The organism is Pseudomonas sp. App30, from assembly GCF_047947025.1.
Lineage (GTDB): Bacteria > Pseudomonadota > Gammaproteobacteria > Pseudomonadales > Pseudomonadaceae > Aquipseudomonas.
Map to the genome: position 1 here is coordinate 1,460,612 of NZ_CP133165.1, position 16,037 is coordinate 1,476,648.

A 16,037-nucleotide genomic window follows, 5' to 3' on the forward strand; every position below is an offset into this window, starting at 1 on the left:
GGGCTCTTTTTCAGCTCCACCAAGCAAGGCGACTCGACCATGCGCACTTCTGCCCTCCTGACACTGCTGCTGTTGGCTGGCCCTGCCTGGGCCTCGAACATGTCCATACCTGCCCTGCCTGGCGGTACGGTGATTCACAAGTCGATCCAGAGCATGCGTGAGCGGCACTTTTCCGACCTGGTCCAGCAGAAGACCGACTTCAGTTGCGGCGCCGCCGCGCTGGCCACGGTCCTGCGCCAAGCCTACTGGCTGGACGTCGACGAGAAACAGGTGATCGAAGGCATGCTCGCCCATTCCGACCAGGACACCGTCAAGGTGCAGGGCTTCTCCATGCTGGACATGAAGAAGTATGTGGAAAGCATCGGCATGCGTGCCCGTGGCTACCGCATACCCGCCGACAGCCTGGACAAAGTCAACATTCCCGTCGTGGTGCTGATGGACATTCGTGGCTACAAGCATTTCGTTGTGATGCAGCGCGTGCAACGCGACTGGGTCTACGTCGGCGACCCGGTGCTGGGCCACAAGCGCTACGCCCGTGAAGACTTCGTGAAAGGCTGGAACGGGATCATTTTCGCCGTCATTGGCCAGGGCTACGACAAGACCAACACCTTGCTCACCCCGCCCGTGCCACTGACTGCCAAGGGCCAGCTGGATCAGTTCAAGCCCGTGCAAGACGCGGATCTCATGGACTTTGGCTTCATCCAGAGTGATTTCTTCTAAATAAATAGGGGCATGAAGCTCCAGGAGCACCCGATGAATACTCAACAGTGGCTGCTGGCCGTGTGCCTGGCTGCCAGTGTGCCGGTGCACGCCGCGCCGGCATTCCAACCGATAGAGGTCAAGGACTCCGAGCTTTCCACCTTGCGCGGCCGCTTTGTCATGCCCGGGCGCATCATCAGCTTCGGCGTGGTGATGTCCACCACCTGGCAGAACGCCAACGGCGACATGCTGGGCGCACGGGCGAACATGCAGGTGCAGTCCACCACCGTCACCCCGCAGTTCTACGTGCAAACCTTCAATAGCAAGGGCAGCGGCACCGCTGACCTGGCGCAGAACCCCGGCACCGGCATTGTCACCGGGGGCGCCGGCCTGACCACCACCCAGGGCGTGACCCAGTCGGTGCGCGCCGCAGGCGATAACAACAGCGCCTACAACAACGTCGACATCAACGTCTCCCAAGCGAGCGCCGCCCCCACCCCGGCGGCGCCGCAAGGGCAGGTCCTGGCCCCGGGCAGCACCATTACCGGCACCAATGGGGCGGGCAGCCTGACCGTGGCCAGCAATGGCAGCGGCGTGCAGATGTCGATCCAGGCCAACAACAACCAGGGCACCACCAGCCAAGCCCTGGGCCAGGGCGGCCTGTCGCAACTGACTACCCTGCTGGGGGGCTCCAACCAGGTCAGCAACCTGACCCAGCTCAACGTGGTGATGCGTAACAACGTGCCCGCCAGCGGCAATATCGACTCGGGCCTGAGCCAGCTCAGGGGCCTGCGTAACATGGGGTACTGACCTACGCTGCATGAAAATCTGGACTACGCTTCGTCTCAAAATAATGCAGTCAACAGGGACGGCTCACCATGCAACGATCGTTTTCGTTCAATGCGGTTGTCTGCTTAAGCGCTCTGCTTCCCGCAACGCTTTTGCAGGCAGCCCCCGACCCCCAGGTCGAGGAACTCAAGGCAGAACTGCTGCAACTCAAGCAACGTTACGATCAACAGCAACAGGCACTGATGGTGCTGGAACAACGGGTCAAGCAGGTCGAGGAAACCCCGGGCACGCCACCGCCCAAGCGCCTGAGCAAGTCGCCGGCCGAGCCCAGCAAGGCCCAGACCATCGCCACCGGCGCCCCGGGCACCAGCAGTGGTGGTGCCGCAGGCGGCGCGTCGTACGGCCAGTCGCTCAAGGACGACTCCACGCCGGCCCAGAGCGTCAACAACCTGTACGATGAGAACACCGGCTTCTTCGGCGGCGGCAAGTTCAGCCTCGAGACCGGCATCACCTATTCGCACTACGACACCCGGCAACTGGTGCTCAACGGCTTCCTGGCCCTGGACTCGATCTTCCTCGGCAACATCAACATCGACCGCATCAAGGCCGACAGCTGGACCCTGGACGTGACCGGCCGCTACAACATCAACAACCGCTGGCAGTTCGACGTCAACGTGCCGGTCATCTACCGCGATTCCACCTTCCAGTCCGCAGGCGCAGGCGGTTCCACCACTGCCATCTCCCAGGAATCGGTCAGCCGCGACCCCACCATCGGCGACATCAACGCCGGCGTTGCCTACAAATTCATGGACGAGGGCCCCTACCGCCCCGACGCGGTATTCAGCGTGCGGGTGAAAGCACCTACCGGCAAGGACCCATACGGCATCAAACTGGTAAAATCGGCGAACAACGACAACCTTGCCGTGCCAGACTCACTGCCCACCGGCAACGGCATGTGGTCGGTCACCCCGGGCATCTCGCTGATCAAGAGCTTCGACCCGGCCGTGCTGTTCGGCAGCTTCTCCTACACCCACAACTTCGTGAACAGCTTCGGCGACATCGACCCCAACGTCGGCACCAGCATCGGCGGCAAGGTGGACCTGGGCGACAGCTTCCAGGTAGGCATGGGCGTGGCGTTCGCCTTGAACGAGAAGATGAGCATGTCGTTCTCGCTGTCCGACCTGATCCAGCGCCGCGCCAAGATCAAGCAGGACGGTGGCGACTGGCAGGGCGTGCCGTCCAGCGACGCCAACGCCGGGTACTTCAACATCGGCATGACCATCGCGGCCACCGATGCGCTGACCATCGTGCCGAACCTGTCCATCGGCATGACCGATGACGCGCCGGACTTCACCTTCAGCCTGAAATTCCCGTATTACTTCTGATGGTAATGGACGCGGCCTGTGGCCGCTGCTACGAAACCCCGTAGCAGCGGCCACAGGCCGCGTCCCGGCACACTCAACGAATCTGGTGCTTGTGCAGCAACCGGTAAAACGTCGGCCGCGAGATGCCCAGCACCCGCGCGGCAATGCTGAGGTTGTCGGAATGGCGGTTCAGCACGTCGCACAAGGCCTGCCGCTCGGCACGGTGCTTGTAGTCCTCCAGCGTGCCCATGGGCACCACCACCGCGGTCTGGCTGGCCAACCCCAGGTCCTGGGCCTCGATCTGCCGCCCCTCGGCCAGCACCAACCCACGGCGCACGCGGTTGGCCAGCTCGCGCACGTTGCCCGGCCAGTCATGCTTGCCCATGGCAATCAGCGCGTCCTCGCTGAAGCTGCGCGGCCGCCGGCCGGTTTCCTGGCTGTAGAAGTGGGCGAAGTGGTTGGCCAGCATCGCCAGGTCGCCATGGCGCTCGCGCAGCGGCGCAGTCACCACCTGCAACACGTTCAGGCGGTAGTACAGGTCTTCGCGGAAACGCCCGGCGCTGATGGCCGACTCCAGGTTGACGTGGGTCGCCGCCAGCACCCGCACGTCCACGGCGATGGGCTGGCTGCCGCCCACCCGTTCGATGTGTTTTTCCTGCAGGAAGCGCAGCAAGTTCGCCTGCAGTTCCAGCGGCAGGTCGCCGATTTCATCGAGGAACAGCGTGCCGCCGTTGGCCGCCTCGATGCGCCCGACCTTGCGCTGGTGGGCGCCGGTGAACGCGCCCTTCTCGTGGCCGAACAGCTCCGACTGGATCAGGTGCTCGGGAATCGCCCCGCAGTTGATCGCCACGAACGGCTTGGCATGGCGCTGGGACTGGCGGTGCAGGGTGCGCGCCACCAGCTCCTTGCCGGTGCCGCTCTCGCCGCGGATCAACACCGGCGACTCGGTGGGCGCCAGCTTGCTCAGCAGCTTGCGCAGGTCGCGGATCGGGCGGCTGTCGCCCAGCAGTTCGTGCTCGGGCTGGTTGACGTGCACCGCCCCCTGCCCGCGCAGGCGCGCCATGCCGAACGCGCGGCCGAGAGTGACCTGCACCCGCGACACGTCGAACGGCAAGGTGTGGAAGTCGAAAAACCACTCGCAGACGAAATCACCGACGTTCTGCATGCGCAGCACGTCCTGGTTGAGCACCGCGATCCACTCGGTGTTGCTGCGGCTGATCAGCTCCTTGACCGCCTCCGGGCGCTCCAGGTGAAAGGGTTGCAGGCGCAGCAGGCCCACGTCGCAAGGGTGGTCACAGGCCTGGTCAAGCTCGCAGCTGTCCACCTCCCAGCCCACGGTGCGCAGGCCGGGCAACAACTGATGGCAGTCGTCGCAAGGGTCGACAATTAGCAGGCGTCGCGTGTTTGCCATATCGAGCATGACCGGCTCCTTGGCGCCAATAATATAAAAGTTATTAGAAACAGCGAGTTGGCGACCCCGTCTGTAACAGTAGCAATTAACTTGACGGTGCCAAGGACCGTTGGTCTACAAAACTGTTACACGTTTTTACGATCGGGAATTTCGTTGATTTTTCAACGTCAAAACGAACGCTAAAAAGCCCATGAGAAAAAAAGTTTGATCATTTTCCTGCCCGCGTGTGACTTGTTGCCCGGTTGGCAGCATCAGTACAGACAAGCAGACGCAATCGGTAATGACCTTGCCGCCGCCCTGCACACTTTTTCGGGCACACTAGAGAGACTGACCCCATGAACGCCCCACTGCGTGTCAACGAAGCACTTCTGATTGCCGGCCACGCCTTCGAACCCTTCCAGTGCGTGGCCTGGGCCCCACAGGATGGCAACGGCGAACTGAGCCTGACCGTGGTAGACCGCACCCGCAACAGCATTGGTCGCAAGCAAGTACCGAGCAGCACTTATTCGGACCCTGCGCAATGGGCCCACCTGCTCGAAGAAGTACGCGCCGAACTGCGCCAGGACGGTTACGACCTGCAACCCTGGAGCATGCCACAACAATAAGTGTCACTTTGCACCGTGGCAGTAGTGGCAACTACGGATAGCTGGCTAATTAATTAAAATCCGAGTTGCCTTGCCTGCGGCATAACAGCGCAGCACTTATAAAGTGCCTGGCAAACTGTCTATATGCTGATACTCCGCGCCTAGCTGTTTCGCCAATTCAACGGCACGGCCCAGGCGAATCGCCCCCCTTTCCATATCGATCAGCAGCGCCGGGCACGGCAGCGGCTCGATACCCTCTGCGCGCTTGATACGCCCATCAGTGATCACCAGGCAGCGCTGCTGCTCATGGGGGAAGGCCTTGGCCCGGCGCACCAGGAACTCACCCGCCTGGGCCAGCGCGGCCACCAGCGGCGTGCCGCCGCCAGCGCCCAAGGCCTGCAACCAGGGCTGCAAGGCCTGGGAAGCTTTCAGGCCATGGCGCTGCCAGCGCGGCTGCTCGCCGCTGGCCGTTAGCAGGGCCAGGCGCGCGCGGCGGCGGTAGGCCTGGTCGAACAGCTCGGCCAGCAGGCCCTTGGCGTCGGCCAGGGCCTGGTGCTTGCGGGTGGACGCCGAGGCGTCGACGACCACCAGCCACAGCTCATGGGCGCTGGCCCGGCGCTGCTGCCAGCGCAGGTCGACAGCCTTGCGTGGCCGCCCCTGCAACAGCGTGGCGGCCCAGTCCACCCGGCCGAAAGCCGCAGCCCGCGCGGCGCCACGGCGCCCCTGCTGCTGCCCGGCCTGGGGTCTGGCACCCGCCCCGGGGCGCGGGCGAATGCTCAGGGCTTTTTTGGCCAGCTCGGCACGTCACGCCGCGCGCCCATGGGCGTGGCCTGGGGCGGCAGGCCGCCCCACTGGCCTTCGCCGCTGGCGGCCTGGGGCGCTTGCGCGCCGGCAGGCGACGGCTGCTCGCCCTGGGGCGCCTCGGGGGGCTGGCGACGGCGATGGCGCAGGGCGAACTCGGCCACTGCATCGATATCCATGGCCTCGATACCCAGGGCCCCGCGCCAGGCGGCGTGGGCCCGTGCCGCGCGCAGCCACACCAGGTCCGCGCGCATGCCGTCGACGCCGGCGGCGAAACAGCGTTCGGTGATGACGGCCAGCGCCTGGTCGTCCAGCGGCACCTCCTCCAACACCTCCCGCGCCAGCTGGCAGCGCTGGCGCAGGGCGTCCTGGCGGCTGGCCCACTCGTCACAGAACGCGTAGGGGTCGGCGTCGAACGCCAGGCGCCGCCGGATGATCTGGCTGCGCTCCTGGGGGGCCGGCTGGCCGTCCAGGGCCACGTTGAGGCCGAAGCGGTCGAGCAGTTGCGGGCGCAGTTCGCCCTCCTCCGGGTTCATGGTGCCGATCAGCACGAAGCGTGCGCTGTGGCGGTGGGAAATGCCGTCGCGCTCCACGCGGTTGACGCCGCTGGCGGCCACGTCCAGCAGCAGGTCCACCAGGTGGTCGGGCAGCAGGTTGACCTCGTCCACGTACAGCACGCCGCCGTCGGCCTTGGCCAGCACGCCAGGGGAAAACTGCGCGCGGCCCTCGCCCAGCGCCGCGTCCAGGTCCAGGGTGCCCACCAGGCGTTCCTCGGTGGTGCCCAGGGGCAAGGTGACGAACTGGCCGCTGGCGAGCAGGTCGGCCAGGCCACGGGCCAAAGTGCTCTTGGCCATGCCGCGCGGGCCTTCAATCAGCACGCCGCCGATTTTCGGGTCAATGGCGCTCAGGCAGAGGGCCAGTTTCAGCGAGTCGGCGCCAACCACGGCAGCCAGGGGAAAATGCGGGGTATCGCGCATGTCAGGCATCTTCTTCTATATCCAGCAGCAGTTCTTCCAGGGCCTGGCGGTAGTCGCCCGGCTCGCCCCACAGGCCGCGTTGCTGGGCCTCCAGCAGGCGCTCGGTGATGTCGCGCAGGGCATGGGGGTTGTGCTGCTGCATGAAACCTCGGGTGTCGGCGTCCAGCACGTAGGCATCGGCGAGCAAGGCGTACTGGTGGTCGTCGATCAAATGGGTGGTGGCGTCGAAGGCGAACAGGTTGTCCACCGTCGCCGCCAGCTCGAACGCTCCTTTATAACCGTGGCGCTTGGCGCCGTCGATCCATTTGGGGTTCACCGCACGGGCGCGCACCACGCGGTTGAGTTCTTCCTTCAAGGTGCGAATGCGCGGCAGGTCGGGCTGGCTGTGGTCGCCGTGGTAGCTGGCGGCCGCCTTGCCGGCCAGGGTTTCGGCAGCCGCGAGCATGCCACCCTGGAACTGGTAGTAGTCGTTGGAATCGAGCAGGTCGTGCTCGCGGTTGTCCTGGTTCTGCACCACGGCCTGCACCTGGCCCAGGCGCTGGGCGAACTGCGCCCGCGCCGGCGTGCCGTCGTCGGTGCCGCCGTAGGCGTAGCCGCCCCAGTTCAGGTAAGCCTCGGCCAGGTCTTCGCGGGTCTGCCACAGGCGGCCGTCGATGGCGCCCTGCACACCGGCGCCGTAGCTGCCGGGCTTGGCGCCGAAAATGCGCCAGCCGGCTTCGCGGCGCGCCTGTTCGGCGTCGATGCCCTGGGCCAGCAGGGCCTGCTGCTCGCTGCGCACCTTGGCCGCCAGCGGGTTGAGGTCGTCCGGTTCGTCCAGCGCGGCCACCGCCTGCACGGCGGCGTCGAACAGGCGCAGCAGGTTGGCGAAAGCGTCGCGGAAGAAGCCCGACACCCGCAGGGTCACGTCCACCCGCGGGCGGTCGAGCAGGCTCAGCGGCAGAATCTCGAAGTCGTCGACGCGCTGGCTGCCAGTGGCCCACACCGGGCGCACGCCCATCAGCGCCATGGCCTGGGCGATGTCGTCACCGCCGGTGCGCATGGTGGCGGTGCCCCACACCGACAGGCCCAGCTGGCGCAGGTGGTCGCCGTGGTCTTGCAGGTGGCGTTCGAGGATCAGGTTGGCCGAGGCGAAACCGATGCGCCAGGCGGTGGTGGTGGGCAGGTTGCGCACGTCCACCGAGAAGAAGTTGCGCCCGGTGGGCAGCACGTCCAGGCGGCCCCGGCTGGGCGCGCCGCTGGCGCCAGCAGGCACGAAGCGCCCGCCCAGGGCCGCCAGCAGGCCGCCGATCTCGGCCGGGCCGCACGCGTCCAGGCGTGGCGCCACGGTGTCGCGCAGGCCGTCGAGAATCAGGTCGACGTCAGCCCAACCGGTGGCAGCAGGCGTGTGCAGCGCCTGTTCGATCAGTTGCGCGGCATACAGCTCCAGGCGTTCGCGGGTGTCGCCGGCGGTGCGCCAGCTGTCCGCGCTGACCGCCTGCAGGCAGGCCGGTCGGGCGCCGTCCCAGCTGTCGCCAAGGTTGCAGTCCAGCGGGTCGAAGCCCAGCTGCAGCGCCCGCCCGAGGGTGCGGATCAGACTGGCGTGGGCGCCGCGGCCATCGCCACGCGGGATGCGCAACAGCGACGCCAGGGTGTCGATGCGCAGGCGCCCGGTGGGCGACTCGCCGAAAATGTGCAGGCCGTCGCGGATCTGCGATTCCTTCAGGTCGCACAGGTAGGTGTCCAGGCGCGGGAGCCACAGCGCAGCGTCGGCGTCGCTGTCCCAGCCGGCATCCAGTTGCAGCTCGCGGTCGATCTGCGCGTCGCGCACCAGCGCCAGGATCTCGCGTTGCAGCTCGCGGGCGCGGCGCGGGTCCAGCAGCTGGGCGTCGTAGTATTCGTCGGCCAGGCGCTCCAGGTCGCGCAGCGGGCCATAGGTTTCGGCACGGGTCAGCGGTGGCATCAGGTGGTCGATGATCACCGCCTGGGTGCGGCGCTTGGCCTGGGCGCCCTCGCCCGGGTCATTGACGATGAACGGGTAGACGTTGGGCATCGGCCCCAGCAGCGCGTCCGGCCAGCAGTGCTCGGACAGGCCCACGCCCTTGCCCGGCAGCCACTCCAGGTTGCCGTGCTTGCCCACGTGCACCACGGCGTCGGCGCCATAGGCGTGGCGCAGCCAGAAATAGAACGCCAGGTAGCCGTGGGGCGGCACCAGGTCGGGGTCGTGGTACACGGCGCTGGGGTCCAGCTGGTAGCCACGAGCCGGCTGGATGCCGACGAAGGTCAGGCCAAAGCGCAGGCCGGCGACCATCATGCGGCCGCTGCGGCACATGGGGTCGGCGCTTGGCTCGCCCCAACGCTCGCGCACCGCCTGCTGGTTGGCCAGCGGCAGGCGCGCGAACGCCGCCAGGTAGTCGTCCATGGCCATGCTCTGGGCGCAGGGGCGCAGGTCGAGGCTGTCGAGGTCGTTGCTGACGCCACCCAGCAACTGCTGGATCAGCGCCGTGCCGCTGGCGGGCAGGCCCTGCACTGGGTAGCCCTCGACGTGCAGGGCACGCAGGATGTTCAGCGCCGCCGCCGGGGTGTCCAGGCCCACGCCGTTGCCGATGCGGCCGTCGCGGGTCGGGTAGTTGGCCAGAATCAGCGCGATGCGCTTCTGGCCGTTGGGCAGGCGCGCCAGCTCGGCCCAGCGCCGCGCCAGTTCGGCGACGAAATCCATGCGCTCGGGGTGCGCGCGGTAGCAGACCACGTCGGACTGGCTGCGCTCGCTGCGCCAGGCCAGGTCCTTGAAGCTGATGGGGCGGCTGATGATGCGCCCGTCCAGCTCCGGCAGGGCGATGTGCATGGCCAGGTCGCGCGGGCCCAGGCCCTGCTCGCTGGCCTCCCAGCCGGGTTGGTTGTCCTGGGCGCAGATGGCCTGGATCACCGGGATGTCGCGGCGGAACGGCCGCAGGTGCGGCGCTTCCGGGCTGGACTGGGCAAAGCCGGTGGTGTTGAGGATCACCGCCGCGCCGACTTCGTCCATCCAAGCCTGCACCTGGCTCAGGCAGCCGGCCTCCTTGAGGCTGGCCACGGCCATGGGCAGCGGGTTCAGGCCGGCCGCCAGCAGGCGCTGGCAGAACACGTCGACGAAACCGGTGTTGGCCGCCTGCAGGTGCGAGCGGTAGAAAATCAGCGGCACCACGGCCTGGCCGGGTTGCCAGTCGGCCTGCCACTGGGCCAGGCTGGCATCATGGTGGGCCGGATGATAGATGGCGGTGCGCGGCAGCGCCTGGGGTTCTGCCCAAGCGTAGTCGCGACCGAGAAACTGGCTGGCCAGGCAGTTGAACAACGACAACGCGTTGCCCATGCCGCCCTGGCGCAGGAAGTGCCACAGGCGTTCGCCCACCTCGCGGCCCACGGTGCCCAGGTCACTGAGCTCGGGGTCGGGGCGGTCGTCGCCGGGCACCAGGATCAGTTGCACGCCGCGTTCCGCCAGCGCCACCAGCTGCTCGACGCCGTAGCGCCAGTAGCCGATGCCGCCGTGCAGGGAAATCAGGATGACCTTGGCGTGGCGCAACACCTCGTCCACGTACAGGTCCACGGAGGCGTGGTTCTGTACCTGCATGGGGTTGGCCAGGCGCAGGCTGGGGAAGTCGTCCGGCAGTTGCCGGGCGGCCTCGGCCAGCAGCGCCAGGTGCGAGTCACCGCTGCAGAGAATCACCAGCTCGGCCGGTGTCTGGCCCAGGTCGGCGATGCTGTCGTCCGGCACGAAACCGCCGGGCTGGGTTCTCAGCAGGTGCATGGCTTAACCGTTCAGGGCAGCGCGCAGCTGGCTTTCCAGCAGGGCCGCGTCCAGCTCCTGGCCGATCAGCACCAGGCGCGTGCTACGCGCTTCTTCGGCGCGCCAGGCGCGGTCGAAGTGCTTGTCGAAACGGGTGCCCACGCCCTGGATCAGCAGGCGCATCGGCTTGCCCGGAATGGCCGCGAAGCCCTTGACCCGCAGGATGCCGTGCTTGACCACCAGGGTGGTCAGGGCGTCGAGCAGCTGGGCTTCCGGCGCTTCGGGCAGCTCGATGGAGATGGAGTCGAAGGCATCGTGGTCGTGGTCGTCGTGATCATCGTCGTCGTGGTGATGATCGTGGTGGGTCAGGCGGCCGTCGATGTGCTCTTCCGACTCGGCGCCCAGGCCCAGCAGCACGTCCAGCGGCAGGCGGCCGCTGCTGGCTTCGATGACCTTGACCGCCGGCGGCAGTTCCTCGGCCACTTCGCGGCGCACGGCGGCCAGGGCCTCGGGCTCGATCAGGTCGGCCTTGTTGAGGATCACCAGGTCGGCGCTGGCCAGTTGGTCGGCGAACAGCTCGTGCAGCGGCGATTCGTGGTCCAGGTTGGGGTCCAGCTTGCGCTGGGCGTCGACCTGGTCCGGGAAGGCGGCGAAGGTGCCGGCGGCCACGGCCGGGCTGTCGACCACGGTGATCACCGCGTCGACGGTGCAGGCGCTGCGGATTTCCGGCCACTGGAAGGCTTGCACCAGCGGTTTTGGCAGGGCCAGGCCGCTGGTCTCGATGAGGATGTGGTCGAGGTCGCCACGGCGGGCCACCAGTTCGCGCATCACCGGGAAGAATTCTTCCTGCACGGTGCAGCACAGGCAGCCGTTGGCCAGTTCGTAGACGCGGCCGGTGGCCTCTTCCTCGGTGCAGCCGATGGTGCACTGCTTGAGGATTTCGCCGTCGATGCCAAGCTCGCCGAACTCGTTGACGATGACCGCGATGCGGCGGCCCTGGGCGTTGTCCAGCATGTGGCGCAGCAAGGTAGTCTTGCCCGAGCCCAGGAAGCCGGTGACGATGGTGACGGGAAGCTTGGCCAGTGTTTTCATCGGATGCCCTTGGCAATATGGCGGGCAAACGGGACGAGAACCGCGGGTGCCGGGCACGCGGGTGCATTCGCCACCGGATCACCCCGCCCGGTTGTAGTGGAAGTCTGTCGAGGCAGGTCTCCTGGCTTGCGGCGTGGGCTAGAAAGCCGACCCTGGCGCCTTCCCGCGTGGAACGCAGTGGCATTGCCGGGGCGCGCACCGCTTACAGTTGCGGGGGCAGCTGCGGCTTGGACCGCATTCCCATCTTGGCTCCGCGTGGCGGAGAACCTCGAAGGTGCAAGGCTACGCAGTGTGGGGGGCAAGGTCAACATCGCCCCGTAGCCGCTACCTGCGGCAGCGGCTACGGGTATAGTGGTGGCTTGCAATGTGCGGACGCCTCCCATGCCTGACCTCTACGCCGGCTTCGGCTGCCAGCGCGGCTGCCCCGCCAGCGTGCTGGCCGACCTGCTCGACACCACCCTCGCCCACCACGGCCTGAGCCGCGGCGACGTGACGGGCGTGGCGAGCATTGACCTGAAGGCCGACGAGGCCGGGCTGCTGGAACTGGCGCAGGCGCTGGACGTGCCATTGACGCTTTTCAGCGCCGCGCAGCTCGCGCCTTTCGAGCCCCGGCTGACCCACCGCTCCGCCGTCGCCTTCAGCCACACCGGCTGCCACGGCGTGGCCGAAAGCGCCGCGCTGGCGCTGGCCGGGGCCGGCAGCCAGCTGCGCGTCAGCCGGCAAAAGAACGCCAAAGCCACCCTGGCGTTGGCACAAGCGGGCCCGATTCCCGGATAATCACCGCCTCGCACTTGAATTTCGCTCAAGCAGCATTCGTTTTCTTCAGGATTTGCACATGACCGTCTACTTCATCGGCGCCGGCCCCGGCGACCCGGAACTGATCACCGTCAAGGGCCAGCGGCTGATCCGCCAGTGCCCGGTGATAATCTACGCCGGCTCCCTGGTTCCCGCCGCCGTGCTCGAAGGCCACCAGGCCGAACAGGTGGTCAACAGCGCCGAGCTGCACCTGGAGCAGATCATCGACCTGCTGGCCGCCGCCCACGCCCGCGGCCAGAATGTGGCGCGGGTGCATTCGGGCGACCCGAGCCTGTATGGCGCCATCGGCGAGCAGATCCGTTGCCTGCGCGCACGCGGCATTCCCTTCGAAATCATCCCTGGCGTCACCGCCACTGCCGCCTGCGCAGCCCTGCTGGGCGCCGAGCTGACGCTGCCGGGGGTGTCGCAGACGGTGATCCTGACCCGATATGCCGACAAGTCGCCGATGCCTGAAGGCGAAGCCCTGCACGACCTGGCGCGCCACGGCGCGACCATGGCCATTCATTTGGGCGTGCAGCATTTGTCGAAAATCGTGCTGGAGTTGCTGCCCCACTATGGTGCCGACTGCCCCATCGCCGTGATCCACAAGGCCAGCTGGCCGGACCAGGACTGGGTCACCGGCAGCCTCGCGGACATTGAAGCCAAGGTAGCGGCGAAGGGTTTCCGCCGCACGGCGCTGATCCTCGTCGGGCGGGTGCTGGACACTGACTGTTTCGGCGAGTCGGCGCTCTACCGCGCCGGCCACGCGCACCTTTACAGACAACCCCTGTAGCAGCGGCAGCCCTGTGGGAGCTGGCTTGCCAGCGAGCTGTTGAGGCCCTAAAAGCTCGCTGGCAAGCCAGCTCCCACAGGTGGCCGCTGCTACGGAGAATTGAGCCAGGAGTTTTTATGCGCCGGATTGCCTGTTTGATTTATCCCGAGGTGATGAGCCTGGACGTCACCGGGCCGATGCAGGTGTTCGCCTCGGCCAACGAGGAGCTGGCGCGCCTGGGCCGGGCGCCCGCCTACACCCTGCTGATGCTGGGGGAACAGGCCGGCCCGGTGGCGACCTCGGCAGGTTTCAACCTGTATGCCGAGCAGCGCTACCACGACACCGACCCCGCCAGCCTCGACACCCTGCTGGTGCCCGGCGGGCGCGGCGAGGCGGCGCAATTCGCCAACCAGCCGCTGCTGGCCTGGCTCAGCCGCGCCGCCGCGCAGGTGCAACGCCTGGGCTCGGTGTGCTCCGGCGCGCTGATCCTGGCCCACGCCGGCCTGCTGGATGGCCACCGCGCCACCACCCATTGGGCCGACGTGGAAGCGCTCAAGGCCTTCCCGGCCATCGATGTACAGGGCGAACGCCTGCACACCTACAGCCGCGCCAGCCGCCAGCGCTTTACCTCGGCGCTGGCCCTGGTGGAAGACGACCTCGGCCGGCCTATCGCCCTGGCCGTGGCCCGGCGCCTGGTGATGTTCCTCAAGCGCCCCGGCGACCAGGCGCAGTTCAGCCCGCACCTGGCGCCCCAGGCCTGCCGCGCGCCGCGCCTGGGCGCGCTGCTGGAGTGGATACCCGGGCAGCTGGGCGGCGACCTGTCGCTGGAAGCCCTGGCGGCACGGGCGTGCATGGCCCCGCGCACCCTGTACCGGGTGTTCATGGCCGAACTGGGGGTCACCCCGGCGCGCTACGTCGAGCAGGTGCGCCTGGAATCAGCCCGCGCCCTGCTGCAAGGCGGCCAAGCCTCGGTGCAGAGCGTGGCGCGGCTGTGCGGCTTCGGCCACCCCGAGAGCATGCGCCGCAGCTTTCACAAGGCCCTGGGCGTCAGCCCGCAGGATTACGCCGAGCGCTTCGGCGTGCAGGCATAAAAAAACGGCGCTCACGGGGCGCCGTTTTTCGGGTTCGCAGCGTACGCCTTAGTAGTAGGCGTTTTCTTTCTGCGAGTGGTCGGTCACGTCGCGTACGCCCTTGAGTTCCGGGATGCGCTCGAGCAGGGTGCGCTCGATGCCTTCCTTCAGGGTCACGTCGGCCTGGCCGCAGCCCTGGCAGCCGCCACCGAACTGCAGCACGGCGATGCCGTCCTCGACCACTTCGATCAGCGTCACCTGGCCGCCGTGGCTGGCCAGGCCGGGGTTGATCTCGGTCTGCAGGTAGTAGTTGATGCGCTCGTTGATCGGGCTGTCTTCATTGACCATCGGCACCTTGGCGTTCGGCGCCTTGATGGTCAGCTGGCCACCCATGCGGTCGGTGGCGTAGTCCACCACGGCATCTTCCAGGAACGGCACGCTGACCGCGTCCAGCCAGGCGGTGAAGTTCTTCAGGCCGATGGCGGTGTCTTCCGGCTTCTCTTCGCCCGGCTTGCAGTAGGCAATGCAAGTCTCGGCGTAGGTGGTGCCCGGCTGGGTGATGAAAATGCGAATGCCGATACCCGGGGTGTTCTGCTTTTCCAGCAGATCGGCCAGGTAATCGTGTGCCGCGTCGGTAATCGTTATGGCGCTCATGTAAGTTCCTCACAGACTTGCCGGCAGTTTACGCCAAACCGGGCGCGGCACAAAGTCCCAGTATTTTTGTCAGGTTATGGAGGGGCGTTCCACCGGCGCCAGGCGCGCCTCCGCCCAGCCCTTCATGCGGCGGTACAGGCGGGTCTCGATCCACACGTAACTGGCCCACGAAGCCAGGGCGATGACCGGCACGCAAACGGCGAAAACCAGGTACGGATTGATGTTCAGGCGCTCGCTGGCGAACCAGCCGGTGTACAGCACCATCACGTGAATCAGGTACACCGAGTAGCTGCAGTCGCCCAGGGTCTTGAGCACGCGATTGCCCTTGAACCACGGCTCCATGGCCACGCAGGCCAGCACGATCAAGGCACTGGGCACGCCCCAGTTCAACAGCCGGTCGCTGGCCGGCAGGTTGTAGATGGCCACCAGCGAGGCGCCGATCACCAGCAGCGGCACCCACAGCGCCTGGGCGATCCAGCCGCGACGGTAGGCCCAGCCGATGGCGATGCCGAGCAGGAATTCATAGATGATGTTGTTGGCGTAGAAGCGGCTCAGCACCCCATAGTGGCTGACCATTTCGCACACCGCGAACAGCGCCAGGCCTACGACTAAAGGACGATGCCGCTTGGGCACCACGAACACCAGCGAGAACATCAGGTAGAAGAACATTTCGTAGTTCAGGGTCCAGCCGACGTTCAGCGTGGGGTACAGGCCGTAGCCGCCGGGGTTCTCCGAGGGGATGAACAGCAGCGACAGAATGAAATGCGGCAGGTCCACCACCTGGTGCGGCATCTGCTGGCCGACGGCGACGATCATCAGTCCCATCAGCAGGGTGTAGAACCAGTACGCGGGCACGATACGGATGGCGCGGTTGAGGAGGAAACGCCCGGCGGGCATGTCCTTGTCCTGGGTGGAGAGGTAGATCACCAGGCCGCTGATGACGAAGAAAATGTCCACGCCGACGGCGCCGCGATCAACGAAGAATTGGCCGATGGGGCCGCTGGCATGGAAGTCGAAGAAGATCTGCATGAAGTGATGGCAGACAACCGTCCAGGCTGCCAGTGCCCGGAGGGCTTGAAGCGAAATCAGCATTGTTTACCGCCTTTTTTGGAACCTGACCGTGCGCACTTTCGGTGCACTCTCAAAGGGTCGGACTTCAAAAAAGGGGCAAAGGTCATCCGGATTGACGGGCGGTCTGCACCATCCCCGGAGCAGCAACTGCCCTGAAATGGAGTCGCCTGCATCGCGGCCAAGGCCGGCTCCTACCACGGACGGCGTAGGAGCCGACTT

The 16,037-nt window shown here is 66.7% G+C and carries 14 protein-coding genes and 1 riboswitch; of the genes, 7 read left to right on the top strand and 7 right to left on the bottom strand.

What is annotated here, in order from left to right; translation table 11 throughout:
• Nucleotides 1-39 precede the first annotated feature (39 nt).
• The 3 genes from RAM80_RS06500 to RAM80_RS06510 all read left to right on the top strand — a co-directional run bounded on the left by RAM80_RS06500 (nucleotide 40) and on the right by RAM80_RS06510 (nucleotide 2,873).
• Nucleotides 40-720, top strand: a complete 681-nt coding sequence (locus RAM80_RS06500) for a C39 family peptidase (RefSeq protein ID WP_416425401.1) — start codon at nucleotides 40-42, stop codon at nucleotides 718-720.
• Nucleotides 721-753: 33 nt separating this feature from the next.
• A complete protein-coding gene (locus RAM80_RS06505; RefSeq protein ID WP_416425402.1) occupies nucleotides 754-1,509 on the top strand; it encodes a hypothetical protein in 756 nt (251 codons plus the stop codon).
• A gap of 68 nt (nucleotides 1,510-1,577) precedes the next feature.
• Nucleotides 1,578-2,873 (top strand): hypothetical protein, encoded by a 1,296-nt coding sequence (locus tag RAM80_RS06510; RefSeq protein ID WP_416425403.1) that lies wholly within the window; start codon nucleotides 1,578-1,580, stop codon nucleotides 2,871-2,873.
• Between the two features lie 73 nt (nucleotides 2,874-2,946).
• Here the strand turns inward: RAM80_RS06510 and RAM80_RS06515 are convergent, their stop codons facing one another.
• On the bottom strand, nucleotides 2,947-4,272 hold the full coding sequence (locus RAM80_RS06515; protein WP_416425404.1) for a sigma 54-interacting transcriptional regulator: 1,326 nt from the start codon (nucleotides 4,270-4,272) through the stop codon (nucleotides 2,947-2,949).
• A 326-nt stretch (nucleotides 4,273-4,598) separates the two neighbouring features.
• On the opposite strand from RAM80_RS06515, the gene RAM80_RS06520 reads away from it, so the two are divergent.
• Nucleotides 4,599-4,868, top strand: coding sequence for a hypothetical protein (locus RAM80_RS06520; RefSeq protein ID WP_416425405.1), 270 nt, complete (start codon nucleotides 4,599-4,601; stop codon nucleotides 4,866-4,868).
• A 96-nt stretch (nucleotides 4,869-4,964) separates the two neighbouring features.
• Here the strand turns inward: RAM80_RS06520 and RAM80_RS06525 are convergent, their stop codons facing one another.
• The 4 genes from RAM80_RS06525 to cobW are packed head-to-tail and all read right to left on the bottom strand — an operon-like array spanning nucleotide 4,965 to nucleotide 11,456.
• Nucleotides 4,965-5,642: a vWA domain-containing protein gene (locus RAM80_RS06525; RefSeq protein WP_416427427.1), complete on the bottom strand. Its 678-nt coding sequence runs from the start codon at nucleotides 5,640-5,642 to the stop codon at nucleotides 4,965-4,967.
• Nucleotides 5,624-6,625 (bottom strand): ATP-binding protein, encoded by a 1,002-nt coding sequence (locus RAM80_RS06530; RefSeq protein ID WP_416425406.1) that lies wholly within the window; start codon nucleotides 6,623-6,625, stop codon nucleotides 5,624-5,626. The genes RAM80_RS06525 and RAM80_RS06530 overlap by 19 nt, the downstream gene beginning before the upstream one ends.
• Before the next feature lies 1 nt (nucleotide 6,626).
• A complete protein-coding gene (cobN, locus tag RAM80_RS06535; RefSeq protein ID WP_416425407.1) occupies nucleotides 6,627-10,385 on the bottom strand; it encodes a cobaltochelatase subunit CobN in 3,759 nt (1,252 codons plus the stop codon).
• 3 nt (nucleotides 10,386-10,388) lie between these two features.
• Nucleotides 10,389-11,456, bottom strand: a complete 1,068-nt coding sequence (cobW, locus tag RAM80_RS06540) for a cobalamin biosynthesis protein CobW (protein ID WP_416425408.1) — start codon at nucleotides 11,454-11,456, stop codon at nucleotides 10,389-10,391.
• Between the two features lie 93 nt (nucleotides 11,457-11,549).
• Nucleotides 11,550-11,742: riboswitch (cobalamin riboswitch) on the bottom strand.
• A 95-nt stretch (nucleotides 11,743-11,837) separates the two neighbouring features.
• On the opposite strand from cobW, the gene RAM80_RS06545 reads away from it, so the two are divergent.
• The 3 genes from RAM80_RS06545 to RAM80_RS06555 all read left to right on the top strand — a co-directional run bounded on the left by RAM80_RS06545 (nucleotide 11,838) and on the right by RAM80_RS06555 (nucleotide 14,114).
• Nucleotides 11,838-12,233 carry a cobalamin biosynthesis protein gene (locus RAM80_RS06545; RefSeq protein ID WP_416425409.1) on the top strand — a complete coding sequence of 132 codons (396 nt, stop codon included), beginning with the start codon at nucleotides 11,838-11,840 and terminating at the stop codon, nucleotides 12,231-12,233.
• A 58-nt stretch (nucleotides 12,234-12,291) separates the two neighbouring features.
• Nucleotides 12,292-13,044 (top strand): precorrin-4 C(11)-methyltransferase, encoded by a 753-nt coding sequence (gene cobM / locus RAM80_RS06550; protein WP_416425410.1) that lies wholly within the window; start codon nucleotides 12,292-12,294, stop codon nucleotides 13,042-13,044.
• 116 nt (nucleotides 13,045-13,160) lie between these two features.
• Nucleotides 13,161-14,114 (top strand): GlxA family transcriptional regulator, encoded by a 954-nt coding sequence (locus RAM80_RS06555; protein WP_416425411.1) that lies wholly within the window; start codon nucleotides 13,161-13,163, stop codon nucleotides 14,112-14,114.
• Between the two features lie 48 nt (nucleotides 14,115-14,162).
• Here the strand turns inward: RAM80_RS06555 and nfuA are convergent, their stop codons facing one another.
• Both nfuA and RAM80_RS06565 read right to left on the bottom strand, forming a co-directional pair.
• Nucleotides 14,163-14,747 carry a Fe-S biogenesis protein NfuA gene (gene nfuA, locus RAM80_RS06560; RefSeq protein WP_416425412.1) on the bottom strand — a complete coding sequence of 195 codons (585 nt, stop codon included), beginning with the start codon at nucleotides 14,745-14,747 and terminating at the stop codon, nucleotides 14,163-14,165.
• A gap of 69 nt (nucleotides 14,748-14,816) precedes the next feature.
• The gene (locus RAM80_RS06565; RefSeq protein ID WP_416425413.1) at nucleotides 14,817-15,839 is read right to left on the bottom strand and encodes an acyltransferase family protein; all 1,023 of its coding nucleotides are present in this window, start codon (nucleotides 15,837-15,839) and stop codon (nucleotides 14,817-14,819) included.
• Nucleotides 15,840-16,037 lie beyond the last annotated feature (198 nt).

Excerpts from the sequence above, each read along its gene's own strand:
- RAM80_RS06500 (WP_416425401.1), top strand. The coding sequence starts at position 40 with ATGCGCACTTCTGCCCTCCTGACACTGCTGCTGTTGGCTGGCCCTGCC.
- RAM80_RS06505 (WP_416425402.1), top strand. The coding sequence starts at position 754 with ATGAATACTCAACAGTGGCTGCTGGCCGTGTGCCTGGCTGCCAGTGTG.
- RAM80_RS06510 (WP_416425403.1), top strand. The coding sequence starts at position 1,578 with ATGCAACGATCGTTTTCGTTCAATGCGGTTGTCTGCTTAAGCGCTCTG.
- RAM80_RS06515 (WP_416425404.1), bottom strand. The coding sequence starts at position 4,272 with ATGCTCGATATGGCAAACACGCGACGCCTGCTAATTGTCGACCCTTGC.
- RAM80_RS06520 (WP_416425405.1), top strand. The coding sequence starts at position 4,599 with ATGAACGCCCCACTGCGTGTCAACGAAGCACTTCTGATTGCCGGCCAC.
- RAM80_RS06530 (WP_416425406.1), bottom strand. The coding sequence starts at position 6,625 with ATGCGCGATACCCCGCATTTTCCCCTGGCTGCCGTGGTTGGCGCCGAC.
- cobN (WP_416425407.1), bottom strand. The coding sequence starts at position 10,385 with ATGCACCTGCTGAGAACCCAGCCCGGCGGTTTCGTGCCGGACGACAGC.
- cobW (WP_416425408.1), bottom strand. The coding sequence starts at position 11,456 with ATGAAAACACTGGCCAAGCTTCCCGTCACCATCGTCACCGGCTTCCTG.
- RAM80_RS06545 (WP_416425409.1), top strand. The coding sequence starts at position 11,838 with ATGCCTGACCTCTACGCCGGCTTCGGCTGCCAGCGCGGCTGCCCCGCC.
- cobM (WP_416425410.1), top strand. The coding sequence starts at position 12,292 with ATGACCGTCTACTTCATCGGCGCCGGCCCCGGCGACCCGGAACTGATC.
- RAM80_RS06555 (WP_416425411.1), top strand. The coding sequence starts at position 13,161 with ATGCGCCGGATTGCCTGTTTGATTTATCCCGAGGTGATGAGCCTGGAC.
- nfuA (WP_416425412.1), bottom strand. The coding sequence starts at position 14,747 with ATGAGCGCCATAACGATTACCGACGCGGCACACGATTACCTGGCCGAT.
- RAM80_RS06565 (WP_416425413.1), bottom strand. The coding sequence starts at position 15,839 with ATGCTGATTTCGCTTCAAGCCCTCCGGGCACTGGCAGCCTGGACGGTT.